Origin of the sequence: Agromyces badenianii (genome assembly GCF_003070885.1) — a bacterium.
GTDB lineage: Bacteria > Actinomycetota > Actinomycetes > Actinomycetales > Microbacteriaceae > Agromyces > Agromyces badenianii.
Window position 1 is genome coordinate 1,079,502 of record NZ_CP028913.1, and the last position, 25,914, is coordinate 1,105,415.

Genomic DNA, 25,914 nt, shown 5'->3' on the forward strand with positions numbered 1-25,914 from the left:
CTGACGAAGCGGGCGAGGGATGCCGGAGCATCCGTCGCCCGCTTCGTCGTGCCGGGCGCTCAGGCCCCGAATGATCTGGATGCACCGCTTCACCACACCCGACACTTCGTCGCCCCGCTGCCGACGGCGTCCCGCGGCGGATGACCGGCACCGCGACATCCGGTAGCGTAGAGACGGTCCGCTCCGAGAGGAAGCGGCGTGAGAGCTGAATAGAGGAGGCCGGGTTATGGATATCGACCTCAGCGTGCTGCGGATGATGGAGCGCGAGAAAGAGATCCCATTCGACGAACTGGTGGAGATCATCGAGCAGGCCATCCTCATGGCCTACTTGAAGCACACCCATCCCGACCAGCACGGGCACGCGAACCCCGAGGGTGCGCGGGCACACCTCGATCGCAAGACCGGCCACGTCTCGGTGTACGTTCCCGAACTCGATGACGAGGGCAACGTCATCGGCGAGGCCGAGGACTCCCCGAGCGATTTCGGACGCATCGCGGCATTCGCTGCGAAGCAGGTCATCAACCAGCGACTGCGCGACATCGCCGACGACGCGGTGCTCGGCGAGTTCCGCGGGCGCGAGGGCGACATCGTCGCCGGCGTGATCCAGCAGGGGCCGAACCCTCGAATGGTGCACATCGACCTCGGCACGGTCGAGGCGATCCTGCCGCCCGAAGAGCAGGTGCCCGGCGAGGAGTACCTGCACGGTCAGCGCATCCGCGTCTACGTGACGAGCGTGGCCAAGGGCCTGAAGGGTCCGTCGATCACCGTCTCCCGTACCCACCCGGCGCTCGTGCGCAAGCTCTTCGCGCTCGAAGTGCCCGAGATCGCCTCGGGCGTCGTCGAGATCGTCTCGCTCGCCCGCGAGGCCGGCCACCGCACCAAGATCGCCGTGCGCGCCACGCAGCCCGGCGTGAACGCGAAGGGCGCCGCGATCGGCGAGCTCGGCCAGCGCGTGCGTGCCGTGACCGCCGAGCTCGGTGCCGAGAAGATCGACATCGTCGACTGGAACGACGACCTCGCCACATTCGTGGCCAGTGCGCTGAGCCCCGCGAAGGTCACGAGCGCATTCGTGATCGACGAGGCGACACGAGCCGTGCGCGCCCTCGTTCCCGACTACCAGCTCTCGCTCGCCATCGGCAAGGAGGGCCAGAACGCCCGCCTCGCGGCGAAGTTGACGGGCGCGAAGATCGACATCCAGCCCGACTCGGTCCTCGAGGCGGACTGAGCCGAAGGGCCGCCGAACGGGCGTCGGCCGGTCGCCGAACCGCCGCCGTCGGCGCACGAACAGCGCAGAGTGTAAGATGGAACCCGTCAGAACGTGCATCGGATGCCGTTCGCGTGCCTCGCGGTCCTCACTTCTGAGGGTCGTCGCCCAGAACTCCCACGTCATCGCAGATGATTCGGCTGTGCTTCCGGGCAGGGGTGCGTGGCTGCATCCGTCACTCGAGTGCTACCGGCTCGCTGTGCGGCGACGCGCCTTCGGGCGTGCACTCCGCATCCGCGGCGAGGTGGACACCAGCAACGTAGAGAACAGGCTGAACGGCGTGATCACTAATGAGTAACGACTCATGAGCGGCTCGAAATGAGACCCGTCCGTCATTGATGGTCTGCCCCTGTCCGGGGTCGGACCCGGAACAGGAGAGAAGTGGCTGCCAAACCACGCGTACACGAGATCGCATCCGAACTCGGTGTCGACAGCAAGATCGCCCTTGAGAAGCTCAAGGAGATGGGCGAGTACGTCAAGGGACCCTCGTCGTCCATCGAACCCCCCGTCGCCCGTCGCCTGAAGGCGGCGCTCGAGGCCGCAGGTGCCGCCTCGGCGGCAGCTCCCGCCGCTCCGGCCCCCGCCGCGGCGGCATCCGGGGCCAAGCCCGGCCCGAAGCCGGCTCCGAAGCGCCCGGCGGCCCCGGCCGCTCCTGCGGCTCCCGCCGCCGCCGAGGTCACCGAGGCTCCGGTCGCCGAAGCGCCGGTGCTGACCGTGGCCGAGCGTCAGGCCCAGGCCGAAGAGCGCGCAGCACAGGCCGCGGCCGAGAAGTCGACGGACGCCCCGGCGGCGTCGACCGAGGCCGACGTGGCCAAGCCCGCCGGTGGTCCGAAGCCCGGTGCCGCGGCTCCCCGCCCCGGCGCCCCGCGTCCCGGCGGCGGCGGCGGCGGTACGCCGCGCCCCGGCAACAACCCCTTCTCGAGCTCGCAGGGCATGGGCTCGCGCCCCGCTCAGCCGCGCCCGGGCAACAACCCGTTCTCGAGTGCGCAGGGCATGGGCCAGCGCCCGAGCCCCGGCAACATCCCGCGCCCGCAGGCCCCGCGTCCCGGTTCGCCGCGCCCCGGTGCCCCGCGCCCGGCAGGTGCCGGCGGTCGTCCTGGCGGCGGCTTCCAGCGTCCCGGCGGTGCCGGTGCCGGTGGCGGTGCAGGCGCACGTCCCGGCGGAGCCGGCGGCGGTTTCCAGCGCCCCGGCGGCGCACCTGGCGGCGGCTTCGGCGGCCCGCGTCCCGCGGGCGGTGGCGGTCGTGGTCGCGGCCCCGGCGGCGGCACGGCCGGTGCGTTCGGTCGCGGTGGCGGCAAGAGCAAGTCGCGCAAGTCGAAGCGCACGAAGCGGGCGGAATTCGAGATGCGGGAGGCCCCGTCGCTCGGCGGCGTGAGCGTTCCCCGCGGCGATGGCAACACCGTCATCCGTCTGCGTCGCGGCTCCTCGATCTCTGACTTCGCCGACAAGATCGACGCGAACCCCGGTTCGCTCGTGACCGTGCTGTTCCACCTCGGTGAGATGGCGACGGCGACCGAGTCGCTCGACGAGGCCACCTTCCAGGTGCTCGGCGAAGAGCTCGGCTACAAGATCCAGGTCGTCTCGCCCGAAGACGAAGACCGCGAGCTCCTCGAGGGCTTCGCGATCGACCTCGACCAGGAGCTCGAGGACGAGACAGACGAAGACCTGCAGCAGCGTCCTCCGGTCGTGACCGTCATGGGTCACGTCGACCACGGTAAGACCCGACTCCTCGACGCGATCCGCAACGCGAACGTCGTCGCAGGCGAGGCCGGCGGCATCACCCAGCACATCGGTGCGTACCAGGTGCACACCGAGCACGAGGGCATCGACCGGGCGATCACGTTCATCGACACCCCGGGCCACGAGGCGTTCACCGCCATGCGTGCCCGTGGTGCGCAGGTGACCGACATCGCGATCCTCGTGGTCGCGGCCGACGACGGCATCATGCCGCAGACGGTCGAAGCGCTGAACCACGCCCAGTCGGCGAACGTGCCGATCGTGGTCGCGGTGAACAAGATCGACAAGCCCGACGCCAACCCGGCCAAGGTGCGCCAGCAGCTCACCGAGTTCGGGCTCGTGGCCGAGGAGTACGGCGGCGACGTCATGTTCGTCGACGTGTCGGCTCGCGAGAACATCGGCATCCAAGACCTGCTCGATGCAGTGCTGCTGACCGCCGACGCCGGTCTCGACCTGCGTGCGAACCCCGACAAGGACGCCCGCGGCGTCGCCATCGAGGCGAAGCTCGACAAGGGTCGCGGTGCGGTTGCGACCGTGCTCATCCAGTCGGGCACCCTGCGGGTCGGCGACGCGATCGTCGCGGGCACGGCCTACGGCCGCGTTCGTGCGATGGCCGACGAGAACGGCGATGCCGTGCTCGAAGCCACGCCGTCGCGCCCGGTGCAGGTGCAGGGCCTCTCGACGGTCCCGCGCGCCGGCGACACCTTCCTCGTCACCGAGGACGACCGCACGGCACGCCAGATCGCCGAGAAGCGCGAAGCGGCCCAGCGCAACGCGCAGCTGGCCAAGGCGCGCAAGCGCATCTCGCTCGAGGACTTCACCCGTGCGCTCGAAGAGGGCAAGGTCGAGGCGCTCAACCTCATCATCAAGGGTGACGTGTCGGGTGCCGTCGAGGCGCTCGAGGAGTCGCTCATGAAGATCGAGGTCGATGACAGCGTGCAGCTGCGCATCCTCCACCGCGGTGTGGGTGCCGTCACCGAGAGCGACATCGACCTCGCGACGATCGACAATGCGATCGTCATCGGGTTCAACGTGCGCCCCGACGTCAAGGCTCGCGAGCGTGCTGCCCGCGAGGGTGTCGACGTGCGCTTCTACTCGGTCATCTACAACGCGATCGACGACATCGAGAACTCGCTGAAGGGCATGCTGAAGCCCGAGTTCGAAGAGGTGCAGTCGGGTGTCGCCGAGATCCGCGAGGTGTTCCGCTCCTCGAAGTTCGGCAACATCGCCGGTGTCATCGTGCGATCGGGAACGATCACGCGCAACGCCAAGGCTCGCGTCATCCGCGATGGCGTCGTCGTCGGCGACAACCTCGCGATCGAGTCGCTGCGCCGCTTCAAGGACGACGTCACCGAGGTCCGCACGGACTTCGAGGCGGGCATCGGCCTCGGCAAGTTCAACGACATCCAGGTCGGCGACGAGATCGAGACCATCGAGATGCGGGAGAAGCCCCGCGCCTAGGTGCTCGAGGGCCGGGGTCCCGTCTCTTCCTGAGCGAAGAGACGGGACCCCGCCCCGATTCACTCAGGAAGAGATCGTGACCCGTCCGGCGTCAGCCGGCACGGGTCGAGAGAAGGGCAGAGGACATGGCGGATCCGGCACGGGCCAGGAAGATGGCCGATCGCATCAAGGAGATCGTGGCGAAGCGGCTCGACAAGGGCCTGCGCGACCCTCGGCTCGGGTTCGTCACGATCACCGACGTGCGTGTCACGGGTGACCTGCAGCACGCCAGCATCTTCTACACGGTCTACGGCACCGATGAAGAGCGCGAAGACTCCGCCAAGGCCCTGAAGGCTGCGACGGGGATGCTCCGCAGCGAGGTCGGGCGCAACATCACGGCTCGACTCACGCCGTCGCTCGAGTTCATCGCCGACGCGATCCCCGAGAACGCCGAGCACATCGGCGCGCTCCTTCGCGAAGCGCAGACGCGCGACGCCGAGACGGCCGAGCTCGCCGCGTCGGCCGAGTACGCCGGCGAGGCGGACCCGTACGTCAAGCCGCGCGAATTCGACGAGGCGGGCGACGAACTGCTCGACGACGACGACGCGGTTGGTTCGCGCGTCGAGACCGGCGACGAGTCGGGTCTCGCGCGCTGAGCGGTTGACGCCGAACGGCGTCGCGACCGCCTGAGCGGGTCACGCCTCGGGCAAGCGGTATCCGTCGTTCTCGTGCACCGCGAGCCCATCGGCGACGAGGGTCGCGACGGCTCGATCGAGTTGGGCGGCATCCGCACAGAGCGGCGCGAGCTCCGATCGTGACACGGGTCGATGCGCGGCCCGAAGCTCGCGCATCACGAGCCCGCGCACCTGCCGATCTGAGCCCTCGAACCGGGCCTGCCCGGCTCGCTTCACGCCGCTGAAGGCGGGATACCCCGCGGCTCGCCAGGCGCACTTCGCCGCGATCGGGCACGCCTCGCAGCGCGGTGCCCGCGCGGTGCAGATCGTCGCGCCGAGCTCCATCGCGCCGGCATTGAATGCCCGCGCCGCGACGTCGTCACGGGGGAGCAGCGCCGACATCGCGGCGAGGTCGCGCCGTCGAAGGCGAGCCGGGCTCGGCCTGGCCGGCGACCGCGCGAGCGATCACTCTGCGAGTGTTCGTGTCGACCACGGGCACCCGCACCCCGAAGGCGAAGGCCGCGACGGCACGCGCCGTGTACGGTCCGACGCCCTGCAGTGCGAGCAGGGCATCGAGGTCGGCTGGCACCTCGCCGCCGTGCCGCTCGACGATCTCGACGGCGGCGCGGTGCAACCACAGCGCCCGGCGCGGGTACCCCAGCCGATCCCATGCACGCACGGCCTCCGACGGTGGTTCGGCGGCGAGTGCGGCCGGGGTCGGCCAGCGCTCGATCCACGCCTCCCACCGAGGAACCACGCGCGCGACCTGCGTCTGCTGCAGCATGAACTCGCTGACCAGCACGGCCCACGGCGACACCTCTGCTGCACGCCACGGCAGCGGCCGCGCGGCATCCGCGAACCAATCGATGACCGCGCTCGCGAGCGCATCGGGTGGGGTCCGGGGCATCAGTCCAGCCTACGGCGGTGCGGATGCCTCGGAGCTAGGCTCATGGCATGCGGCTTGTCACGACGCCTCGGGTCACGTTCCTCCGCTCGATCGCGGATGAGATCTTGCAGCACCACGGTCGCGGACGCATGATCGTCGCGATCGACGGGCCGCTGCAGAGCGGCAAGACAGCGTTCGGCGACGACTTGGCCGCCGTGCTCGAAGAACGCGACCACGCAGTGTTCCGCGCGAGCATGGAGGGCTTCCATCGCTCGCGCGAGGCGCAGGCCGCGTTCGGTGAGGATACGCCGGCGCGCTATCACCGCTACGGCTTCGATGAGTCGGCGTTGCGCCGGGTGCTCGTCGAGCCGTTCCGCCTCGGCGGTTCGACCGCGTTCGTGACCCGCGTCTTCGACCCGACCCGCGACACCTGGGTCGAGCCCAAGTGGAGCACCGGACCCGACGATGCGATTCTCGTGATCGACGGCCGGTTCCTGCTGCGGCCGCGGCTGGCCGACCTCTGGGATGTGCGGATCGCCTTGGACGGCGACCCGGTCGACCCTGCAGACGAGATCGCGTACGCCGAGAGCGACCCGCGCCTCGTGGCATCCATCGTCGTCGACAATCGCGACCCCGGGCATCCCCGGCGCCGGTTCTTCGACAGCTGCTGACCGCGTCGCCGCGCCTCGAGATTCAGTCATCTGACCCCCGAATGGGGGCCAATCCGAACTCGGAGTGAATATTCCGTGACGAGTCCTCCGTTGAGGGGACATAATGGTGAAATTGCCAGCCCCCCGGCTCCGCGAACCCGATCGCACCACCCGAAATACCCGACGTCAGTCGACGAGCACGACCGTGCCCGTCGACTCTGTTGCGCGCCCTGACTGCGCCATCTGTCACCCATCGGTTTCGTCGACCCAGCCGGGCCCGACCGATGGAGAAAACCCGAATGAGCAAGCCCGGCACCGCTCCGGCGCACGCCACCGGCGATGCACGCACCCGTGTGCGATGGTCGTCATCAAGCCCGTTCCGCCGCATCGCGGCGATCCTCACCTCGCTCGCGCTCGGCGCGGGCCTCGCCCTCGTCGGCGTCGCCGCGCCAGCAAGCGCGCACACCGGTGACCTGAAGGCAACCGTCGAGTGCGACACCGCCTCGGGCCTGTACAACGTGACCTACACGCTGAAGCTGTCGAACGTGTCGAGTGGCAACACGGGCACGACGAAGTGGCGCGTCGGCCGCACCTCGTTCGAAGGCACTCCCAAGAACGCGAACGGCATGGATCGCGGCCCGATCACCACGACCGGCAACAAGACGATCGTGCTCGGCACCGACACGCTGCCCGGCGCTACGAAGGGCAACGGACCCTGGGTCTACGCCTACACGAGCTGGGCCGACAAGTTCGGCAAGGGCTCCGACGGTCGCATCGAGGGCCTCACGGGCAATTGTGCGAAGACGCCCACGAAACTCCCGGTTGCCGCCTCGCCGGTGAAGCAGGACCTCTGTGGCACCGCGAGCGACCGCATCGTGCCGCCGGCGCCGACGACCGGCGTGGAGTGGACGATCACGCCGGTCGTCAACGGCTCGGCGACGGCGACCGCCACGACGAAGCCCGGCTATGAGTTTATCGACGGAAAGACCACGAAGACGTTCGAGTTCGCCTTCACCGACGAACCCTGCATCGTCACCGTCGAGGCCGTGCCCTCGGTGAAAGACGTCTGCGGCCCCGACAACGAGACAGTCGCCCTTCCTGCCGACACCGACAAGGTCGCGTGGACGTCTGCCAAAGCAGGCGGTGTCGTCACGGTGACCGCGACGGCGAAGAAGGGGTTCGTCTTCGCCGAGGGACCGACCAAGACCTGGGCGTTCCCCGTCGACGACGCACCCTGCGTCATCGAGGTCGTCGGCGCTCCGACGTTCTCGGACACATGCGGCCCGGACAACGAGACGCTGACCGTGCCCCCGAGCACCAGCGAGATCGCCTGGGCCTCTTCGGAGGAGGGCGGCGTCATCACGGTGACGGCGACCGCGAAGCCGGGCTACGCGTTCCCCGCGAACGCGAGGACCGAGTGGACGTACAAGATCGACGACAAGCCGTGCATCGTCGAGGTCGTGGGAGCTCCCACCTTCACCGACACGTGCGGTCCCGACAACGAGAAGCTCACACTTCCGACCGACACCGACACGATCGCGTGGAGTTCGAAGGAGCTCGACGGCAAGATCACCGTCACCGCGACGGCGAAGCCGGGCTCGGCCTTCCCCCCGGATGCGAACACGATGTGGACGTTCACCATCGACGACAGCCCCTGCGTGATCCCGCTCGTCGGTGAACCGACGTTCTCCGACACGTGCGGTCCCGAGAACGAGAAGGTGCTGGTTCCGACCGACACTGAAACGATCGAATGGAACTCCGTGCGGGCAGGTGGCGTCATCACGGTGACCGCCACGGCCAAGCCGGGCTACACGTTCGCCACGGGCGGCCCGTTCACCTGGACGTTCGCGTACTCCGACACCGCCTGCTTCGAGCCGACCCTGAGCGGCACGGTCGCCACCGGCGTCTGCGAGGCAGACTCGCCGTGGATCTACTACGACGTCGAGCTCATCGACCCCGACAAGCAGTCGACGAACGCGACCAACACCGCGTCGCTCGTGCTGACCGACGGCACCAACACTCACACGATCACGCTCGGCGACCTCGTCGACGGCAAGCTCGACGGCAAGGTGTTGTGGCCCGGTGCCTCGGTCGACGCCGACGGCAAGGCAAACGGCTGGCCGGGCTGGGCGCTCGTCGGCGGCCAGTGGATCGAGGTCGACGACAACTTCGCCTGGACCCGCACCGTCACCGAGGCGAAGATCGTCGTGAACCCCGAGGCCACCGTGGCGATCTCGTACCCGAAGGCCGCACCCGAGTGCGCCACCGCGCCGAAGGGCTCGGGCGGCGCGGGCAGCACGCCGACCGCGTCGAACGGCCCTGGGCTCGCGAGCACCGGCTTCACGGGCACGACGATCGCGATCGTCGCGGGCGTCATCGTGCTCGCCGGCATCGCGTTCCTCGTGATCGCCCGGATCCGCCGCAAGCGCTCGTAGCGTCCGCCGAGCTGCTCCGAAGGGGGCCCGGTTCGCCGGGCCCCCTTCGTCGTGTCAGCTGCTCAGACCGGAACGTCGGCGAGCACGCGCTCGGCCGGCAGCGAAGCCGCTCGCTGCTCGACCTCGTGCACGAGCGCCGTGAGCGCCCGGTTCACGGGGGCGTCGAGACCGGCGACGGATGCCTCGCGCACCACGGCCCCGTTCAGGAAGTCCACCTCGGTCGGCTGCCCGCGGCGCAGGCTCTGCTGGGTGGACCCGAGGTTCGGCACGCCGCCCATGCGCACCCGCATGAGCCAGGGCAGCACCTGGCCGAGCGTGAGCGGCACGCGGGCGAAGAGCCGCAGCCGGCGGTCGCCGAGCCCCTGGAGGGCGCCGAAGCGCACGCCGCGCGCGATGCCGATGCGCACCGTCTCGCGCATCGAGGCGGTGACGACGCGTCGAAGTCGTCGATCGTCGACGACCTCCTGCACGCTGCGGCCGACGATCGCGGGCACCGCGTTCAGCATGTTCACCACGAGCTTGGTCCACTGGGCGCCGCGGAAGCCGCCGATCGCGACGACCGGAACGGCCTCGGAGAGCAGCGCCGCGATGCGCGTGCACTCGGCGTCGGCCGGACCGTCGCCGCGGCCGAGGTAGCTCGTCGCGGGCGTGGTGATGCGCACGACGCCGGGCTCGGTGTAGTTGGCGGCGATGATCGACAGCACTCCCATGCACGATGACCGGGGGAGCAGGCGCGCGGCGGTGGCGACCCCGTCGAGGCCGTTCTGCACGACGACGACCGGTGCGCCGTCGATGAGCTCGGCGTTCGATTCGATGGCGGATGCCGCGTCTTGCGCCTTCGTGCACACGAGCACGAGCTCGGGCGCGGCCGTGAGCCGCTCGCCGGCCGCGACCCGCGCGTGCACGTCGCCGTAGGCCCCGCTGAGCCGGATGCCCGATGCCCGGATCGCCTCGAGGCCCGCGCCGCGGGCCGTGACCTCGACGTCGTGCCCTGCCCGCGCGAGCAGTGCGGCGAACGTGCCGCCGAGCGCACCCGCGCCGATGATGCCGATCCTCACCGCTCCAGCGTAGGCGCGCGGCGCGGGCCGGCGGTGCACGGCTGTTAGCCTGTACGGCGTGAACAGCGGCATCCTCCTCGTCGACAAGCCGCAGGGAATCACGAGCCACGACGTGGTCTCGCGCATGCGCCGCCTCGCCGGCACCCGCAAGATCGGGCACGCGGGCACGCTCGACCCGATGGCCACCGGGCTCCTCATCCTCGGGGTGAACGGTGCCACGCGCCTGCTGCACTACCTGGTGGGACTCGACAAGGAGTACCTCGCCACGATCCGCCTCGGCTGGAACACGACGACCGACGACGCCGAGGGCGAGCCGCTCGAGGCGGCCCCCGCCGATGCCGTCGCCGCCGTGACCGACGACGCGGTGCTCGCGGCCATCTCGCCGCTCACCGGCGAGATCTCTCAGGTGCCGAGCGCGGTCAGCGCCGTGAAGGTCGCCGGCAAGCGGGCGTATCAGCGGGTGCGCGACGGTGAGACGGTCGAACTCGCGGCACGCCGGGTCACGGTCTCGGCGTTCGAGCCGCTCGCGTTCCGCGCCGGCGACGGCCACCTCGACATCGATGTGCGCGTCGAGTGCTCCTCGGGCACCTATGTTCGCGCCCTCGCCCGGGACCTCGGCGCGGCGCTCGGCACCGGCGGCCACCTGACCGCGCTGCGTCGTACGCGCATCGGCCGGTTCGAGGTCGGCGAGGCGGGCGAGCTCGAGGGATTCGACGTCGCGAAGTCGATCATGACCCCGACGGATGCCGCGCGCCGGGCCCTGCCCGTCGTGACGCTCACCGAGCAGCAGGCCGTCGATCTCGGGCACGGCAAGCGAGTCGACGTCGCGGCGATCGGCGGGCTCGAGGCATCCAACGCCGCCGCGCCGATGTCACCGGTGCTCGCCGCAGTGGCTCCCGACGACCGGCTGATCGCGATCGTCGAGCCGCGCGGCCGGCAACTGAAGGTCGTCACCGGATTCCCGCCCGCCGAGTCGCAGGAGGACGACGCATGATCGAGTGGTTCACGTGGGTGCAGCTCGCCGTCGCGGTCGCCGCCGGGCTGCTCTGCATCGCGCTCGGCCTCGCCGGGCGGGTGCCGAACGACCTCACGATCGGCGCGCTCGCCCTCGTCGAGGTGCTGCTCGTCGCCCAGCTCGTGGTGGCGATCGCGGCTCCGGCGTTCGGCAACGAGCCGACCGGAAGCACGCTGGAGTTCTACACCTATCTCGTCGGAGCGCTGCTCCTGCCGCCCGCGGCGGCGTTCTGGGCGCTGCTCGAGCGCAACCGGTGGTCGACCGTCATCCTCGGCGTCGCGGCCCTCGCCGTCGGCGTGATGGTGTACCGCATGCTGCAGATCTGGACCGTGCAGCAGGCGTGAGCACGGGTCTGAGAGAATCGAACGACATGAGTGACGTGCGGAGTGCCCAGCCAGAAGCGCAACAGGGCCGGCGGATGAGCGGCATCGGGCGTGTGCTGGTGGCCGTCTACGGCGTGCTCGCGCTCGCGGCGATCGGCCGCTCGTTCGTGCAGATCGCCTCGAAGTTCGATGAGGCGCCCCTGGCCTATTCGCTGTCGGCCCTCGCGGCGGTCGTCTACGTCGTGGCGACCATCGCCCTAATCCGTCCGGGCATCGCCTGGTACCGCGTCGCGTGGGCGACGATCGTGTTCGAGTTCACGGGGGTCGTCGTCATCGGCGTGCTGAGCGTCGTCTTCCCCGAGCTCTTCCCGCACGACACGGTGTGGTCGTGGTTCGGTCGCGGCTACCTGTTCATCCCGCTCGTGCTTCCCGTGCTCGGCATGTGGTGGTTGGCCGGGCACCGGCCGGCGTCGCGGGCGGATGCCTCGTGAAGACCTTCAAGGGGCTGGGCGCCGTGCCCGCCGGCATCGGGCCGTCGGTCGTCACGATCGGCAAGTTCGACGGCGTGCACCGGGGGCACCGCGCGGTGATCGAGCATGCCAGGCGACTCGCCGATGAGCGCCGGCTCTCGACGATCGTCGTCACGTTCGACCGCAACCCGCTCGCCCTGCTCGCACCCGAGAAGTGCCCCGAAGAGCTCGTGAGCGTGCGCCAGAAGCTCGAGCTGCTCGCCACGACCGGGGTCGATGCGACCCTGATGCTGCCGTTCGACCGGGCGCTCGCCTCGGTGCCCGCCACCGAGTTCGTCGAGCGCGTGCTGGTCGACGGCCTCGATGCGAAGGCCGTGCTCGTCGGCAGCGACTTCCGCTACGGTGCCCGCGGCGCCGGCGATGTGCCGCTGCTCGTGGAGCTCGGCGCGAAGTTCGGCTTCTCCGTCGAGGTCGTCGACGACGTGCGGCCCGCGGGGGAGCGGCGGGTCTCCTCGACGTGGATCCGCGAGCTGCTCGCCGAGGGCGACGTGCGACGGGCGACCGAGTTGCTCGGCCACACGCCGACGGTGTCGGGCCTCGTCGTGCACGGCGCCGCTCGCGGCCGGGAGCTCGGGTTCCCGACGGCGAACCTCACGCCCGAGTCCGAGGGGCTCATCCCAGCCGACGGCGTGTACGCCGGCTGGCTCACCGACGCGGGCACGCGGTACCCCGCCGCGATCTCGGTCGGCGACAATCCGACCTTCGAGGGCGTGGCCAAGAAGCAGGTCGAGGCATACGTGCTCGACCGCGAGCTCGACCTCTACGACCACCTCGTCGACGTCGAGTTCGTCGAGCGCATCCGCGGCATGGTGGCGTTCACGAGCATCGAGGCGCTGATCGACACGATCCGCGACGACGTGGAGCGTTCGCGCGGCATCCTCGCCGGCTGATCCGTTCGTCCGCCGCATCTAGACTCGACGGAATGACGTCGTTCCCGCCCCGGCCGCTGTGGGCGGGGCGCACCCTCGCCCTCGTCGGCATCGTGCTCGTCGCGTTCAACCTCCGCAGCGCGGTGGCATCGCTTTCGCCGATCCTCGGTCAGCTCGAAGCCGAGCTCCCGCTCGCTCCGGCGATCGTGGGCTTCCTCGGCATGCTGCCGCCGCTCTGCTACGCGCTCTTCGGCATCCTGACGCCGATGGTCGCGAAGCGTCTCGGGCTCGAGGTGACCCTCATCGGCGCGCTCGTCGCCCTGTCGCTCGGACTCGCCGGCCGCGGCCTCGCGGGCTCGGCGCTCTGGCTCGTGGCGGCATCCGCCCTCGTCTTCGCGGCGATCGGGGTCGGCAACGTGCTGCTGCCGCCGCTCGTGAAACGCTACTTCCCCGATCGCATCGGCCTCCTGACGACGATCTACGTGACGGCGATGTCGATCGGCGCGTTCCTGCCGCCGCTCATCGCGGTGCCGGTGGCGGATGCCGCGGGCTGGCGCGTCTCGCTCGGCGAGTGGGCGCTCCTCGCGGCGATCTCGCTCGTGCCGTGGGTCGCGATGCTGCTGCATCCCGGGCGCCGGGCGCCTGCGGCGCTGCCCGAGGGGGCCGACCGCGGTCAGCTCCGAGACGCCCTGCGCTCCCCGCTCGCGTGGGCGCTCACCATCGTCTTCGCCGTGTCGGGGTTCAATGCGTATGCGGCGTTCGCCTGGCTTCCGACGATCCTGCACGACATCGCGGGCGTCTCGCCGGCCGAGGCCGGCGCGCTGCTCTCGCTGTACGCGGCGATGGGCCTGCCCGCGGGGCTGTTCGTGCCGCTCATCGCGGCCAGATTCGGCAAGGTGCGATTGCTCATCGGCATCGCCGTCGTGACCTTCCTCATCGGCTATCTGGGGCTGCTCGTCGTTCCGGGCTGGGCGACGTGGCTCTGGGTTGCGCTCGCCGGCATCGGCCCGCTGACGTTCCCGCTCGCGCTCGTGCTCATCAACCTCCGCACGAGAACCCACTCCGGGGCCGTCGCGCTCTCCGGGTTCGTGCAGTCCGTCGGCTACGTGATCGTTGCCTTCGGGCCACTCCTCGTAGGGCTCCTGCACGAGTGGTCGGGAGGGTGGACGTGGCCCCTGCTCTTCCTCCTCGCCTCTGCGGTGCCCGCGGCGATCGCGGGCGCCGTCGTCGCGCGGCCCCGGTTCTTCGAAGACGAGCGTTCTCGCGAGGAGTGAGCGCGGTTCGTCCTGAGCGCCGACCGCCGCTCGCCTGCTCATATGAGCAGCATCTGCTACGAGTGTTGCCGATGCGCACTCGCCTGCCTACGCTGAGATGAGGAACAGGACGGAGGCGCATGGACGAGATCGATGAACTGCTCTCGATCAGGGCCGCTGAGCTCTACTACGAGGAGAACAAGACCCAAGACGAGATCGGGCAGGCTCTGCGCCTCACCCGGTGGAAGGTCGGGCGGCTCCTCGCGCAGGCGAAGCAGCGCGGGTTCATCCGCATCGAGATCCTGCACCCGCGCGCCAGGCGACTGGCGATCGAGCGGCGACTGCGCGACGAGCACGGTCTCTCCGACGCCATCGTGGTCTCGACCGCCGGGGTGACCTCGCCCGAAGAGCTGCAGGCCCGCGCCGCGCAGGCGGCGGCCGACTACCTCACCGCGTTGCGTCCGGTGCCCCGCACTCTCGGCGTGAGCTGGGGGCGCACGCTCTTCGACATCTCGCAGCACCTGCGCAGCGGCTGGGCGACCGGCGTCAACGTCGTGCAGATCAACGGCGGCGTGAGCCTCAACCGTCGGCCCGGCACCGCCGCGGCGACGGCCGTCGGCATCGCCCAGAAGGGCGGCGGCAGCGCGACCCTGCTGCCGAGCCCGGCCATCCTCGAGCGCCTCGAGACGAAAGAGGCGATCGAGTCCGACCGCGTCGTCGCCGGGGTCATCGACCTCGCCCGCTCCGCCGACGCCTACCTGTTCAGTGCCGGAGCCGCAGACCGCTCGTCGGTGCACGTCGAGAGCGGCTACCTGTCGGTGGACGATGTCGATCTGCTCGTGCAGAAGGGCGCGGTCGGCGACGTCGTCGGCCGATACATCGACTCCGACGGCAACATCGTCGACCCCGCCCTCGATGCGCGCACGGTCGGCCTCACGCTCGACGAGCTGCGCCGCGCACAACTCGCGATCGCCGTCATCTCCGGTCCCGCCAAGCACGCCGTGGCCGACGCGGTCGTGCGAAGCCGTCTCTGCTCGGTGCTCGTCACCGACGAAGCAACCGCCCTCCACCTCCTCGACGGCTGACGCCACTCGCGCCGGCCGCCACCTCATCACGAAAGCCAGGTCCTTCCTCATGTCAGGCACCTCCCTCGTCTCCGCTCGCGAGCGGGCCATCGCCGTGCTCGGCGGCGAGCCCGACGACGCGACCCTGCGGCGCTACCTGCACGGCATCTCGGGCGTCGACGCCGTCGGCCTCGAGCAGCGCGCCGCCGGCCTCGGCAGCCGCTCCATCAAGACGAGCTCCAAGCAGTGGGCGCTCGATCGCATCATCTCGCTCATCGACCTCACGACGCTCGAGGGCGCAGACACCCCCGGCAAGGTGCGCTCCCTCGCCGCCAAGGCGATGAATCCCGACCCGGCCGACGCCTCGACCCCGCGGGTCGCGGCGGTCTGCGTCTACGGCGACATGGTGCCGTTCGCCGTCGAGGCGCTCGGCGGCGCCCACGGCGACCCCGACGACGGTCTCATCTCCGTGGCCGCGGTCGCGACCGCGTTCCCGAGCGGCCGGGCATCGCTCGACATCAAGCTCGCCGACACCGCAGAGGCCGTCGCGGCCGGCGCCGACGAGATCGACATGGTCATCGACCGCGGCGCATTCCTCGCCGGCCGGTACGGACTCGTCTTCGACCAGATCGCCGCCGTCAAAGAGGCATGTCGCCGCGCCGACGGCTCGAGTGCGAGCCTCAAGGTGATCCTCGAGACGGGCGAACTCGTCACCTACGACAACGTGCGGCGCGCGTCGTGGCTCTCGATCCTCGCGGGGGGCGACTTCATCAAGACCTCGACGGGCAAGGTGGCGCCCGCAGCGACACTGCCGGTCACGCTCCTCATGCTCGAGGTCGTGCGCGACTGGCACCTCGCCACCGGCCAGCGCATCGGCGTGAAACCGGCCGGCGGCATCCGCTCCTCGAAAGACGCGATCAAGTACCTCGTGACGGTCGCGGAGATCGTCGGCGAGGAATGGCTCCAGCCGCATCTCTTCCGCTTCGGCGCCTCGAGTCTGCTCAACGACGTGCTGCTCCAGCGTCAGAAGATCGCGACCGGGCACTACTCCGGCGCCGACTACGTGACGATCGACTGATTCCCGATGCGGCCCCGGTGGGCCACCTCGACCACCGAAACACCCACATCCGCAACAATCCACGAACCGAAAGGTTCCCGCTATGAGCTTCCTCGACTACGCACCCGCCCCCGAGTCGCGGGCGATCCTCTCGCTGCGCGACAGCTACGGCCTCTTCATCGACGGCGAGTTCGTCGACGGCCGCGGCGCATCCTTCCAGACGATCAGCCCGGCCACCGAAGAACGCATCGCGACGATCTCGAGCGCGAATGCGGCCGACGTCGACGCCGCCGTGGCCGCGGCCCGGCGTGCCTACGACCGCACCTGGTCGAAGATGAGCGGCCGCGACCGCGGCAAGTACCTCTTCCGCATCGCCCGCCTCGTGCAGGAGCGAGCCCGCGAGCTCGCGGTCGCCGAGTCGCTCGACAACGGCAAGCCGATCAAGGAGTCGCGCGACGTCGACGTGCCGCTGGTCGCTGCATGGTTCTTCTACTACGCCGGTTGGGCCGACAAGCTCGATCACGCGGGCCTCGGCGCGAACCCCCGGTCGCTCGGCGTGGCGGCCCAGGTCATCCCGTGGAACTTCCCGCTGCTCATGCTCGCGTGGAAGATCGCCCCCGCGCTCGCCGCCGGCAACACCGTGGTGCTGAAGCCCGCCGAGACGACGCCGCTCACGGCGCTGATCTTCGCCGAGATCCTGCAGCAGGCCGAGCTGCCGGCCGGCGTCGTGAACATCATCACGGGTGCCGGTGACACCGGCGCAGCGCTCGTCGCCCACGACGGCGTCGACAAGGTCGCGTTCACGGGATCGACCGCGGTCGGTCGCGCGATCGCCAAGCAGATCGCCGGCACCGACAAGAAGGCGACCCTCGAGCTCGGCGGCAAGGCCGCGAACATCGTGTTCGACGATGCGCCGATCGACCAGGCGATCGAGGGCATCGTCAACGGCATCTTCTTCAATCAGGGGCACGTCTGCTGCGCCGGTTCGCGACTGCTCGTGCAAGAGAACATCCACGACGAGGTCGTCGAGCGGCTGAAGCTGCGTCTGTCGACGCTTCGCCTCGGCGACCCGCTCGACAAGAACACCGACATCGGGGCCATCAACTCGAAGGAGCAGCTCGAGCGCATCCGCGAGTTGTCCGACGTCGGCGTCGCCGAGGGCGCCGAGCGCTGGACCGTGCCGTGCGAGATCCCCGAGAACGGGTTCTGGTACGCGCCGACGATCTTCACGGGTGTGCAGACCTCGAGCCGCATCGCACGCGAAGAGGTCTTCGGCCCGGTGCTGTCGGTCCTGACGTTCCGCACACCCGCCGAGGCGATCGCGAAGGCGAACAACACCCCCTACGGCCTCTCTGCCGGCATCTGGACCGACAAGGGCAGTCGCATCCTGGCGGTCGCCGACCAGCTTCGCGCCGGGGTCATCTGGGCGAACACCTTCAACCGTTTCGATCCGGCTTCCCCGTTCGGCGGCTACAAGGAATCGGGCTACGGCCGCGAGGGCGGCCGGCACGGGCTCGGTGCATACCTGACGCCCGCGCCCATCGGCCAGGCGACCGGTCGCGCGACGATCGGCCGCACGACACCCGCCGCCGCGATCGAAGCGATCGAAGCGGATGCCGCTGCACCCGCCAAGCGCGCCCGAACGACCAAGTCCGCGACGAAGGGATCGAAGCGATGAGCCGTCTCGCCGTGCCGAAGACCTACAAGCTCTACATCGGCGGCGCCTTCCCGCGCAGCGAGTCGGGGCGCACCTACGAGGTGCTCGCCGCCGACGGCGGCTTCCTCGCGAACGCCGCCAAGGCCTCCCGCAAAGACGCGCGCGACGCGATCGTCGCCGCCCGCGGCAGCGTCGCCGGCTGGACGGGCGCCACCGCGTACAACCGCGGCCAGGTGCTGTACCGCATCGCCGAACTCCTCGAGGGGCGTCGGGCGCAGTTCATCGCCGAGATCGAGGAGGCCGAGGGCGTCACGCGCGCCGCGGCATCCGCTCAGGTCGACGAGGCGATCGACCGCTGGGTCTGGTACGCCGGTTGGGCCGACAAGTTCGCCCAGGTCACCGGCAACGCCAACCCCGTCGCCGGGCCGTACTTCAACATCTCGGTGCCCGAACCGACCGGCGTCGTCGCGGTCATCGTGCCGCAGGACTCGTCGCTGCTCGGCTTCGTCTCGGCCGTCGCCCCGGCGCTCGTGGCCGGAAACGCGGTCGTCGCCGTGGCGAGCGAGCGATTCCCGCTCTCGGCGATCAGCCTCGCCGAAGTGCTCGCGACGAGCGACGTGCCGAAGGGCGTCGTCAACGTGCTCACCGGCTCCCCGGCCGAGATCGCGCCGTGGCTCGCGAGCCACTCCGACGTCAACGCGCTCGATCTCGTCGGAGCGGGCGATCTCGACTGGGTCTCGCTCGAGATCGACGCGGCCGACACGCTGAAGCGCGTGCTCCGACCCGAGTCCGGCGCGGATGCCGCGGCGCCGGCCCTCGGCCGCATCGCCGCGTTCACCGAGACCAAGACGATCTGGCACACGAAGAGCCTGCGATAGGAGCGAGATGTCCGGACGCAATGGCGCGTCAGACGAACGGGCGCGGCTCGCGACCGACCCGTTCGAGTACCGCCTCACGAAGCAGGGCGGGGTGATCGTCTCGCGCGGTGGTCAGGCGGTGATGACCGTCGGCGGGCGCGATGCGGCGCGGCTCGTCGCAGCGCTGCAGCGTGCCGACGACTCGCAGGCGCAGCACCTGCTGGCGCGGGCGAGCGGCAACTATCGTCGAGGCAACGAACGGGCGTAGCTTCGTTCCCCTGGTGAGGAGGTCACCCGTGCGCATGCTCGTCACCGGCGCGACCGGATACATCGGAGGGCGGCTCGTTCCGAGACTCCTCGCGGCCGGGCACGACGTCCGCGTGCTCGTCCGCCGGCCCGAACGTCTGCGCGACGTGCCGTGGCGGCGCGACGTCGACGTCGTCGCGGGCGACCTCGACGACCGGGCATCCGTCGACGCCGCGATGGAGGGCATCGAGGTCGTGTACTACCTGGTGCACTCCATGGGCGGGCGCGGCGACTTCGAGTCGACCGAGCTCAGCATCGCCTCGAACGTCGCGGATTCGGCCCGTGGACACGGGGTCGCCCGCATCGTCTACCTCGGCGGCCTGCATCCCGACGGCGAGCGTCTCTCGCGTCACCTCCGTTCGCGTGCGCAGGTGGGCGAGATCCTGCTCGCCTCGGGCGTGCCGACGATCGTGCTGCAGGCGGGGGTGATCATCGGTTCGGGGTCGACCTCGTTCGAGATGATCCGGCATCTGACCGAGGTGCTCCCGTACATGCCCGCGCCGCGCTGGGTGCGCAGTTTCATCCAGCCGATCGCGGTGCGCGACGTGCTGCACTACCTGATCCAGTCGGCCGAGGCGCCGCACGACGTGAGTCGGGCCTTCGACATCGGCGGTCCCGACATCTTCCGCTACGGGCAGCTCATGAACGGGTACGCGGTCGAGGCGGGGCTGCCGCAGCGTCCGATCGCCGCGCTCCCGGTGCTCACCCCGTGGCTCGCCGGGCAATGGGTGAACCTCGTGACTCCGATCCCGCGCCGGCTCGCCGTGCCGATCATCGAGTCCCTCCAGTTCGACTGCGTGATGCGTGAGCACGACATCGACCAGGTCATCCCGCCGCCGCCCGAAGGGCTGCTTCCGTACCGTGACGCGGTTCGGCTCGCGCTCGAGCGGGAGCGAGCGGGCGAGGTGGAGACGAGCTGGCGCAACGCCGAGGTGGCCGGAGCCCCGAGCGACCCCCTGCCGAGCGACCCCGAGTGGGCGGGGCATACGGTCTACGTCGACGAACGAGCGCGTCGCACCTCGGCACCCGCACCCGACCTCTGGCGCGTCATCGAGGGAGTCGGGGGTGAGAACGGCTGGTACTCGTTCCCCCTCGCCTGGGCGCTTCGCGGGTGGCTCGACAAGCTGAGCGGCGGCGTCGGGCTCCGACGAGGGCGGCGCGACCCCGAGACGCTGCACGTCGGCGACGCCGTCGACTTCTGGCGGGTCGAAGCGATCGAGCGGGGGAGCTTCCTCCGGCTCCGTGCCGAGATGAGAGTGCCCGGCCGGGCCTGGCTGGAACTGGCGGCCGTGCCGTCGGGCGGCGGCGCCGACTACCGCCAGCGCGCGGTCTTCTTCCCGAAGGGGCTTTCGGGCCGTCTGTACTGGTGGGCGATCCTCCCGTTCCACGGGGTCATCTTCGCGGGCATGGCGAACCGCATCACCGCCGAGGCCGGGGCGACGCGCGTCGACCCTCGCGACTCCGAGGAGTGAACCCGCTCGCCGCCGAGGTCTGATGTGCCGCGAACTGGAGACAACGAAACGGTAACGGGCTTGCTAGCGAGCCTCTGCTGGCTGGCCGTCACGGCGCCCGGCACCTGACCGGCGTGTTCTCAGTCGGCGGATGCCGCGGCGACGCCGAACTCTGCGGCGGCGTCGGCGAAGACGCGGTGCATGCCGGGGGAGAACAGCACGAACCGGATGAGCTCGGGCGCCCGCGCAGCGGCGGCGGTCGAGAGCGCGACGCGGGCGGCATCGGCCGCCGGCCAGCCGTAGACGCCGGCCGAGACGGCGGGCAGTGCCACTGAGGCGGCCCCGAGCGACGCGGCGAGGGCGAGCGAGTTGCGGTACGCGGCGGCGAGCAGCAGACGCCGGGCGCCGGCCTCGGGTCGGGGGCCGGGCCACACCGGGCCGACGGTGTGGATCACCCATCGCGCCGGCAGCCGCCCGGCGCCCGTCGCCACGGCGTCGCCGGTGGGCAGGCCGTCGGGCAGGCGGCTCTCACGAAGGCGGCGGCACTCCGCGAGGATCTCGGGTCCGCCGGCGGCGTGGATCGCGCCGTCGACACCTCCGCCGCCGAGCAGCGAGGAATTGGCCGCGTTCACGATCGCGTCGACCCGCTGCACGGTGATGTCGCCCGTGACCAGTTCGATGCGCGGCATCCGCTCGCCTACCCGCGGTTGTTGGAGAGCTCGAAGATGCGCACGAGTTCGGCCACCGCCGCTTCGCGCTGCTCGCCGCCCGCCTCGTACATCTCGGTCACGTGGGTTCGCAGGTGGTTCTCGACGAGGAGCTTGTTGAGTGACGCCAGCGACTTCTGCACGGCGAGGGAGAGCGTGATGATGTCGACGCAGTAGTCGTCGTTCTCGATCATCTTCTCGATGCCGCGCAATTGGCCCTCGATGATCTTCGTGCGGTGCAGTGCGCGCTTCTTGATGTCCTCGATCACGTAGACAGGATACCTCGCTTGCCAATGATACCCCCTAGGGGTACGGTTGGGATTCGGCGACGACAGGGAGAGACGGATGACGCTGCAGCACGAGACCCGCACGATCGACCTCGGCATCGAGGGCATGACGTGCGCGAGCTGCGTCTCCCGCGTCGAGAAACGGCTGGGCCGGCTCGACGGCGTCGAAGCGTCGGTCAACCTGGCGACCGAGAAGGCACGAGTGCATTTCCCTGCGGCCATCTCGATCGACGAGCTGCTCGAGGCCGTGCGCGCAGCCGGCTACCGGGCGAGCGTGTCGGCCGCAAGCGCGGCGCCAGCGGCGCCGGCCGCGGCCACGGTGTCGGCGGCAGGCCCGGCGCCCGACGCAGACCGGGCGCACGCGGCATCCGACCCGCTGCTCACCCGACTCGTGATCTCGGCCGTGCTCACCGTGCCCGTCGTCGTGCTCGCCATGGTTCCGGCGCTGCAGTTCCCCTTCTGGCAGTGGCTCTCGCTCGTGCTCGCGGCGCCGGTCGTCGTGTGGGGCGGATGGCCGTTCCACCGCGCCGCGGCCGTGAACCTGCGACACGGTGCCCTCACGATGGACACCCTCGTCTCGCTCGGCACGCTCACGGCGTTCGCCTGGTCGCTGTGGTCGCTCTTCTTCGGTCACGCCGGGATGCCCGGCATGACCCACGAGTGGACCTTCGGCGTGCGCGGCACGCCCGGCGGCGACATCTACCTCGAGGTCGCCGCGGGCGTCATCACGATCCTGCTGCTCGGCCGCGTGCTCGAGGCGCGCTCGAAACGACGCGCCGGCCAGTCGCTGCGCACGCTCCTCGACCTCGCGCCGCTCGAGGTCTCCGTGCTGCGGGGCGGCGATCGCGACGAACACGAGGAACGCGTGACGGTCGCGGGGCTCCGCCCGGGCGACCGCTTCGTCGTTCGCCCCGGCGAGCGCATCGCGGCCGACGGCGTCGTCGTGCGCGGCGAGGCCGGCGTCGACGAGAGCATGCTGACCGGAGAGCCCGCCCCGGTCGATGCGCGGCCCGGCAGTGCCGTGACGGCGGCGACCATCGTGCACGGCGGCAGCCTCGTGGTCGAGGCGAGGCGCGTCGGCGCCGACACCCGGCTCGCCCAGATCGCCCGGCTCGTCGAAGACGCCCAGCTCGGCACGTCTCGCGCCCAGCGCCTGGCCGACCGCATCTCCGCGGTGTTCGTGCCGATCGTCATCGTGCTCGCAGCGGCGACCGCGATCGTCTGGGTCGCCACCGGCAGCCCCGTCGAGCAGGCCGTCACCGCCGCGGTCGCCGTGCTCGTCATCGCGTGCCCGTGCGCGCTCGGTCTCGCGACCCCGGTGGCGATCCTCGTCGGCACCGGTCGCGGCGCCGAGCGGGGCATCCTGATCACCGGACCCGAGGCGCTCGACCGTGCCGGCGATGTCGACACGATCCTCCTCGACAAGACCGGCACGCTCACGACCGGACGCATGAGCGTCACCCGGGTCACCGTCGCCGACGGCGTCGATGCGGCGCACGCCGTCGGCATCGCCGCGGCGCTCGAGCGCGGATCGGAGCACCCGATCGCCCGGGCGATCGTCGAAGCGGCGGATGCCTCGGGCTCCGCCGCCGGCGGCGCCCGAGCGAACGGATTCCGCGCCCACGCGGGGCTCGGGGTCGACGGCGTGGTCGACGGCGTGGCGACCGCGGCGGGGCGACCCGGGTTCCTGACCGAGCTCGGCTTCCTCATGCCGACCGGGCTCGCGCGGCGCGCGGCGGACTCCGACGACACGATCGTCGCCGTCGGCTGGGCGGGCGAGGTGCGGGCGGTGATCGAGGTCGGGGACACGGTGCGGGATGGCGCCCGCGAGGCGATCGAGCGGCTTCGCTCGCTCGGCCTGCGCCCGGCCCTCGTGACCGGCGACGCGGAGCGCCCGGCGGCTCGGGTCGCCGCGCAGCTCGGCATCGACGAGGTGCACGCCGGGGTGAGCCCAGAGGGCAAGCTCGAGATCGTGCGCGCAGCGCAGTCGCGCGGGCACCGGGTCGCGATGGTCGGCGACGGCGTGAACGACGCCGCCGCGCTCGCCGCGGCAGACCTCGGCATCGCGATGGGCGGCGGCACCGATGCCGCAGCCTCGGCGAGCGACCTCGCCCTCACCCGAGACGAGCCCGGAGCGATCGCCGACGCCGTCTCGCTCGCTCGGGCGACGCTGCGCACCATCCGGGGCAATCTGTTCTGGGCCTTCGCCTACAACGTCGCCGCGATCCCGCTGGCGGCGGCGGGCTTCCTGAACCCCATGATCGCGGGCGCGGCCATGGCGTTCTCGAGCGTGTTCGTCGTGCTCAACAGCCTGCGGCTGCGTCGGGCCTGATTGGATCCGCCGGGCCTGATCGGTTTCGCCGGGCGGCCTGAGCGCTCGGTCCACGAGTGCGTGCAGGCGGCGCGTTCGCGCCGCGCGCCGCGCTAGCGTAAGGGCATGCGCAGCCACCGTCCCGCCGCACTGCTCGCCGCCGCGATCGCCGCCACGGGGCTCTTCGTGGCGCTGGGTGCCGGAGCCTCCGCGTTCGGCGGCGAGGCGTCGTCCGGCAATCCTGAGGCTCGAGCGGGCACCGAGCCCGCGGTGTCCGTGGTCGGAGCCGTCGCGGGCGGCGTCGACGACTTCACGTTCGACTCCTTCGACGCGGTCTACGAGCTCTCACGCGACGAGGGCGGGCACTCGGTGCTCGACACGACGGAGACGATCGTCGCCCGGTTCCCCGAAATCGACCAGAACCGCGGCATCCGCCGAGCGATCCCGAGTTCCTACCGTGGACACCCGACCGACATCGAGCAGATCACCGTGACCGACGCGAGCGGTGCCGCACGGTCGTTCGAGGTCGAAGAAGACGACGACGACGAGGACTTCGTGTACATCACGATCCGCGCCGACGGCTACGTGCACGGCGTGCAGAGCTACGTGATCGACTATCGGCAGCACAACGTCACGCTGCAGCCCGACGACGCCGCGATCGACGAGTTCTACTGGGACGTGAACGGAACGGGGTGGGCGCAGCCCTTCGGCCGGGTCAGCGCCGAGCTGCGCCTGAGCGACGACGTGGCGGCCGCGTTCACCGGCGCGGTCGCCTGCTACCAGGGCGGGAGCGGTTCGGCCGCGAGCTGCGACTCGATCGAGATCGCCGAGTCGCAGCCTCCGGTCATCACGGCCGAGGCCCTCGACCTCGGCCCGTTCGAGAACCTCACGATCGCGGCCGCCTTCACCGAGGGCACGTTCGTGCCCCGTGACGAGTCGTTCGGTTCGTCACCGGCCGCGATCGCTGCGGCCGTCGCCGCCGGGCTCGCCGCACTCGCCGCCGGCGTCGCAGCGTTCCTGCGCGGCACCCGCTGGCGGAGCCATCCCGGCCGGGGCACGATCATCGCCCAGTACGAGCCGCCGGCCGGCGTCTCGACGATGGTCGCCGCCGAACTGGTCGGGCGACCGGACAAGGGCGTCACGGCCACGATCCTCGATCGGGCGGTCGCCGGGCAGCTGCGCATCGTCGAATCCGGTCGCAAGGAGTACGCGGTCGAGTATCGAGGCGCAGCGGCGAGCCCGGCCGATGTCGACGCCGAGGCCGTCGTCGCCGCCCTCTTCGATGATCGTCACGAGGGCGCCCGGCGTGAGCTCACGAGCGACACGGCGCTCGGCAAGCGTCTGCTGGCACTCCGCCAGGCGGTCAGGAAGCAGGTGCTGGCAACAGGACTCCGCCGGACCCCGCGGGTGGCACCACGTGTGCTCCTCGCCGCGGTCGCCTTCGTCGGCGCCCTGGTCTCTCTGATCACCGGCATCATCGCGCTCGAGAACCAGATGGGCGGGTTCTGGCCGGCGGCGTGCTTCATCGTCGCGATCCTCGCCGCGATCGCGACGCTCGTGATGGTCGTCGAAGTGCGCCAGTTCACCGAGAGCGGCCGGGCGATCCGTGACCACCTCGAGGGCCTGCGCCTCTACATCCGCCTCGCGGAGGCCGATCGGCTCCGCGTGCTGCAGAGCCCGAGCGGTGCGCTTCGGGTGCAGCAGCCCGCGGCATCCGCTGTGCCGGTTCCGGCGACGGATGCCACGGGCGCGCCGGCGACGCCCTCTCGACTCGACCCGGTGACCGTCTTGAAGCTCAATGAGCGCCTGCTGCCGTATGCGGTGCTCTTCGGCCTCGAGCGCGACTGGAGCCGGGAGCTCTCGGCGCTCTACGAACAGGTGGGCGCCGAACCGTCCTGGTACGCCGGACGCGACGGCTTCAACGCCGGGCTGCTCGCCGCCGGCGTGGCGTCGTTCGCGTCGGCCTCGAGCACCTCGTGGTCGGGTTCGAGCTCGAGTTCGTCGTCGAGCGGCTCGGGCGGCGGCGGTTCATCCGGCGGCGGCGGCGGTGGCGGCGGTGGCGGCGGCGTCTGACGACCGATCG

The 25,914-nt window shown here is 70.8% G+C and carries 22 protein-coding genes and 1 pseudogene; 19 read left to right on the forward strand and 4 right to left on the reverse strand.

The genetic code is table 11. The features are described from left to right. The first annotated feature begins 226 nt into the window (after positions 1 to 226). The 4 genes from nusA to rbfA all read left to right on the forward strand — a co-directional run bounded on the left by nusA (position 227) and on the right by rbfA (position 5,097). The gene (gene nusA / locus DCE93_RS05130; RefSeq protein WP_108594935.1) at positions 227 to 1,225 is read left to right on the forward strand and encodes a transcription termination factor NusA; all 999 of its coding nucleotides are present in this window, start codon (positions 227 to 229) and stop codon (positions 1,223 to 1,225) included. Between the two features lie 76 nt (positions 1,226 to 1,301). Beyond that, positions 1,302 to 1,562, forward strand: coding sequence for a YlxR family protein (locus DCE93_RS05135; protein WP_108594936.1), 261 nt, complete (start codon positions 1,302 to 1,304; stop codon positions 1,560 to 1,562). 83 nt (positions 1,563 to 1,645) lie between these two features. After that, on the forward strand, positions 1,646 to 4,462 hold the full coding sequence (gene infB / locus DCE93_RS05140) for a translation initiation factor IF-2 (RefSeq protein ID WP_108594937.1): 2,817 nt from the start codon (positions 1,646 to 1,648) through the stop codon (positions 4,460 to 4,462). 125 nt (positions 4,463 to 4,587) lie between these two features. Next, complete coding sequence (gene rbfA, locus DCE93_RS05145) at positions 4,588 to 5,097, forward strand: 30S ribosome-binding factor RbfA (RefSeq protein WP_108594938.1); 510 nt, start codon at positions 4,588 to 4,590, stop codon at positions 5,095 to 5,097. Between the two features lie 39 nt (positions 5,098 to 5,136). On the opposite strand, the pseudogene DCE93_RS05150 reads toward rbfA, so the two are convergent. Next, a pseudogene (locus tag DCE93_RS05150) lies at positions 5,137 to 6,022 on the reverse strand (HhH-GPD family protein). 47 nt (positions 6,023 to 6,069) lie between these two features. Between DCE93_RS05150 and DCE93_RS05155 the strand changes: the two are divergent. Beyond that, entirely contained in the window at positions 6,070 to 6,672 is a 603-nt protein-coding gene (locus tag DCE93_RS05155) for a nucleoside/nucleotide kinase family protein (RefSeq protein ID WP_108594939.1), read from the forward strand. A gap of 278 nt (positions 6,673 to 6,950) precedes the next feature. Beyond that, on the forward strand, positions 6,951 to 9,086 hold the full coding sequence (locus DCE93_RS14755; RefSeq protein WP_244284244.1) for an InlB B-repeat-containing protein: 2,136 nt from the start codon (positions 6,951 to 6,953) through the stop codon (positions 9,084 to 9,086). A 62-nt stretch (positions 9,087 to 9,148) separates the two neighbouring features. Here the strand turns inward: DCE93_RS14755 and DCE93_RS05165 are convergent, their stop codons facing one another. Beyond that, positions 9,149 to 10,144: a ketopantoate reductase family protein gene (locus DCE93_RS05165; protein ID WP_108594940.1), complete on the reverse strand. Its 996-nt coding sequence runs from the start codon at positions 10,142 to 10,144 to the stop codon at positions 9,149 to 9,151. A gap of 58 nt (positions 10,145 to 10,202) precedes the next feature. On the opposite strand from DCE93_RS05165, the gene truB reads away from it, so the two are divergent. The 11 genes from truB to DCE93_RS05220 all read left to right on the forward strand — a co-directional run bounded on the left by truB (position 10,203) and on the right by DCE93_RS05220 (position 20,547). Continuing rightward, positions 10,203 to 11,138, forward strand: a complete 936-nt coding sequence (gene truB, locus DCE93_RS05170; protein WP_420836965.1) for a tRNA pseudouridine(55) synthase TruB — start codon at positions 10,203 to 10,205, stop codon at positions 11,136 to 11,138. Then, positions 11,135 to 11,503 (forward strand): hypothetical protein, encoded by a 369-nt coding sequence (locus DCE93_RS05175; protein ID WP_108594942.1) that lies wholly within the window; start codon positions 11,135 to 11,137, stop codon positions 11,501 to 11,503. Before truB ends, DCE93_RS05175 begins: the two co-directional genes overlap by 4 nt. A 26-nt stretch (positions 11,504 to 11,529) precedes the next feature. Next, a complete protein-coding gene (locus DCE93_RS05180; RefSeq protein ID WP_108594943.1) occupies positions 11,530 to 11,973 on the forward strand; it encodes a hypothetical protein in 444 nt (147 codons plus the stop codon). After that, positions 11,970 to 12,902 carry a bifunctional riboflavin kinase/FAD synthetase gene (locus DCE93_RS05185; RefSeq protein WP_108594944.1) on the forward strand — a complete coding sequence of 311 codons (933 nt, stop codon included), beginning with the start codon at positions 11,970 to 11,972 and terminating at the stop codon, positions 12,900 to 12,902. Before DCE93_RS05180 ends, DCE93_RS05185 begins: the two co-directional genes overlap by 4 nt. Positions 12,903 to 12,934: 32 nt before the next feature. After that, positions 12,935 to 14,155: a CynX/NimT family MFS transporter gene (locus DCE93_RS05190; RefSeq protein ID WP_108594945.1), complete on the forward strand. Its 1,221-nt coding sequence runs from the start codon at positions 12,935 to 12,937 to the stop codon at positions 14,153 to 14,155. Between the two features lie 119 nt (positions 14,156 to 14,274). Beyond that, positions 14,275 to 15,219 carry a sugar-binding transcriptional regulator gene (locus tag DCE93_RS05195; protein ID WP_108594946.1) on the forward strand — a complete coding sequence of 315 codons (945 nt, stop codon included), beginning with the start codon at positions 14,275 to 14,277 and terminating at the stop codon, positions 15,217 to 15,219. A 49-nt stretch (positions 15,220 to 15,268) separates the two neighbouring features. Then, a complete protein-coding gene (gene deoC, locus DCE93_RS05200) occupies positions 15,269 to 16,276 on the forward strand; it encodes a deoxyribose-phosphate aldolase (RefSeq protein WP_108594947.1) in 1,008 nt (335 codons plus the stop codon). 82 nt (positions 16,277 to 16,358) lie between these two features. Continuing rightward, complete coding sequence (locus tag DCE93_RS05205; RefSeq protein ID WP_108594948.1) at positions 16,359 to 17,933, forward strand: aldehyde dehydrogenase family protein; 1,575 nt, start codon at positions 16,359 to 16,361, stop codon at positions 17,931 to 17,933. After that, positions 17,930 to 18,790 carry an aldehyde dehydrogenase family protein gene (locus tag DCE93_RS05210; protein WP_108594949.1) on the forward strand — a complete coding sequence of 287 codons (861 nt, stop codon included), beginning with the start codon at positions 17,930 to 17,932 and terminating at the stop codon, positions 18,788 to 18,790. The genes DCE93_RS05205 and DCE93_RS05210 overlap by 4 nt, the downstream gene beginning before the upstream one ends. A gap of 7 nt (positions 18,791 to 18,797) precedes the next feature. Further along, entirely contained in the window at positions 18,798 to 19,037 is a 240-nt protein-coding gene (locus DCE93_RS05215) for a hypothetical protein (RefSeq protein ID WP_108594950.1), read from the forward strand. A 34-nt stretch (positions 19,038 to 19,071) separates the two neighbouring features. Next, positions 19,072 to 20,547, forward strand: coding sequence for an SDR family oxidoreductase (locus DCE93_RS05220; protein ID WP_108596604.1), 1,476 nt, complete (start codon positions 19,072 to 19,074; stop codon positions 20,545 to 20,547). 119 nt (positions 20,548 to 20,666) lie between these two features. On the opposite strand, the gene DCE93_RS05225 is transcribed toward DCE93_RS05220, so the two are convergent. Both DCE93_RS05225 and DCE93_RS05230 read right to left on the reverse strand, forming a co-directional pair. Continuing rightward, the gene (locus DCE93_RS05225; protein WP_108594951.1) at positions 20,667 to 21,215 is read right to left on the reverse strand and encodes an O-acetyl-ADP-ribose deacetylase; all 549 of its coding nucleotides are present in this window, start codon (positions 21,213 to 21,215) and stop codon (positions 20,667 to 20,669) included. 8 nt (positions 21,216 to 21,223) lie between these two features. Continuing rightward, positions 21,224 to 21,502, reverse strand: a complete 279-nt coding sequence (locus tag DCE93_RS05230) for a metal-sensitive transcriptional regulator (RefSeq protein WP_108594952.1) — start codon at positions 21,500 to 21,502, stop codon at positions 21,224 to 21,226. A gap of 76 nt (positions 21,503 to 21,578) precedes the next feature. Between DCE93_RS05230 and DCE93_RS05235 the strand changes: the two genes are divergently transcribed. Beyond that, the gene (locus DCE93_RS05235; protein ID WP_108594953.1) at positions 21,579 to 23,852 is read left to right on the forward strand and encodes a heavy metal translocating P-type ATPase; all 2,274 of its coding nucleotides are present in this window, start codon (positions 21,579 to 21,581) and stop codon (positions 23,850 to 23,852) included. 105 nt (positions 23,853 to 23,957) lie between these two features. Continuing rightward, a complete protein-coding gene (locus DCE93_RS05240; RefSeq protein ID WP_108594954.1) occupies positions 23,958 to 25,904 on the forward strand; it encodes a DUF2207 domain-containing protein in 1,947 nt (648 codons plus the stop codon). Positions 25,905 to 25,914 lie beyond the last annotated feature (10 nt).

Bases quoted from the DNA above. Each gene is read 5' to 3' on its own strand.
- rbfA (WP_108594938.1), top strand. From the start codon at position 4,588: ATGGCGGATCCGGCACGGGCCAGGAAGATGGCCGATCGCATCAAGGAG.
- DCE93_RS05205 (WP_108594948.1), top strand. From the start codon at position 16,359: ATGAGCTTCCTCGACTACGCACCCGCCCCCGAGTCGCGGGCGATCCTC.
- DCE93_RS05180 (WP_108594943.1), top strand. From the start codon at position 11,530: ATGAGTGACGTGCGGAGTGCCCAGCCAGAAGCGCAACAGGGCCGGCGG.
- DCE93_RS05215 (WP_108594950.1), top strand. From the start codon at position 18,798: ATGTCCGGACGCAATGGCGCGTCAGACGAACGGGCGCGGCTCGCGACC.
- deoC (WP_108594947.1), top strand. From the start codon at position 15,269: ATGTCAGGCACCTCCCTCGTCTCCGCTCGCGAGCGGGCCATCGCCGTG.
- DCE93_RS05240 (WP_108594954.1), top strand. From the start codon at position 23,958: ATGCGCAGCCACCGTCCCGCCGCACTGCTCGCCGCCGCGATCGCCGCC.
- DCE93_RS05220 (WP_108596604.1), top strand. From the start codon at position 19,072: ATGCTCGTCACCGGCGCGACCGGATACATCGGAGGGCGGCTCGTTCCG.
- DCE93_RS05210 (WP_108594949.1), top strand. From the start codon at position 17,930: ATGAGCCGTCTCGCCGTGCCGAAGACCTACAAGCTCTACATCGGCGGC.
- nusA (WP_108594935.1), top strand. From the start codon at position 227: ATGGATATCGACCTCAGCGTGCTGCGGATGATGGAGCGCGAGAAAGAG.
- DCE93_RS05190 (WP_108594945.1), top strand. From the start codon at position 12,935: ATGACGTCGTTCCCGCCCCGGCCGCTGTGGGCGGGGCGCACCCTCGCC.
- DCE93_RS05175 (WP_108594942.1), top strand. From the start codon at position 11,135: ATGATCGAGTGGTTCACGTGGGTGCAGCTCGCCGTCGCGGTCGCCGCC.
- DCE93_RS14755 (WP_244284244.1), top strand. From the start codon at position 6,951: ATGAGCAAGCCCGGCACCGCTCCGGCGCACGCCACCGGCGATGCACGC.
- DCE93_RS05155 (WP_108594939.1), top strand. From the start codon at position 6,070: ATGCGGCTTGTCACGACGCCTCGGGTCACGTTCCTCCGCTCGATCGCG.
- DCE93_RS05225 (WP_108594951.1), bottom strand. From the start codon at position 21,215: ATGCCGCGCATCGAACTGGTCACGGGCGACATCACCGTGCAGCGGGTC.
- DCE93_RS05235 (WP_108594953.1), top strand. From the start codon at position 21,579: ATGACGCTGCAGCACGAGACCCGCACGATCGACCTCGGCATCGAGGGC.
- DCE93_RS05195 (WP_108594946.1), top strand. From the start codon at position 14,275: ATGGACGAGATCGATGAACTGCTCTCGATCAGGGCCGCTGAGCTCTAC.
- DCE93_RS05135 (WP_108594936.1), top strand. From the start codon at position 1,302: ATGGAACCCGTCAGAACGTGCATCGGATGCCGTTCGCGTGCCTCGCGG.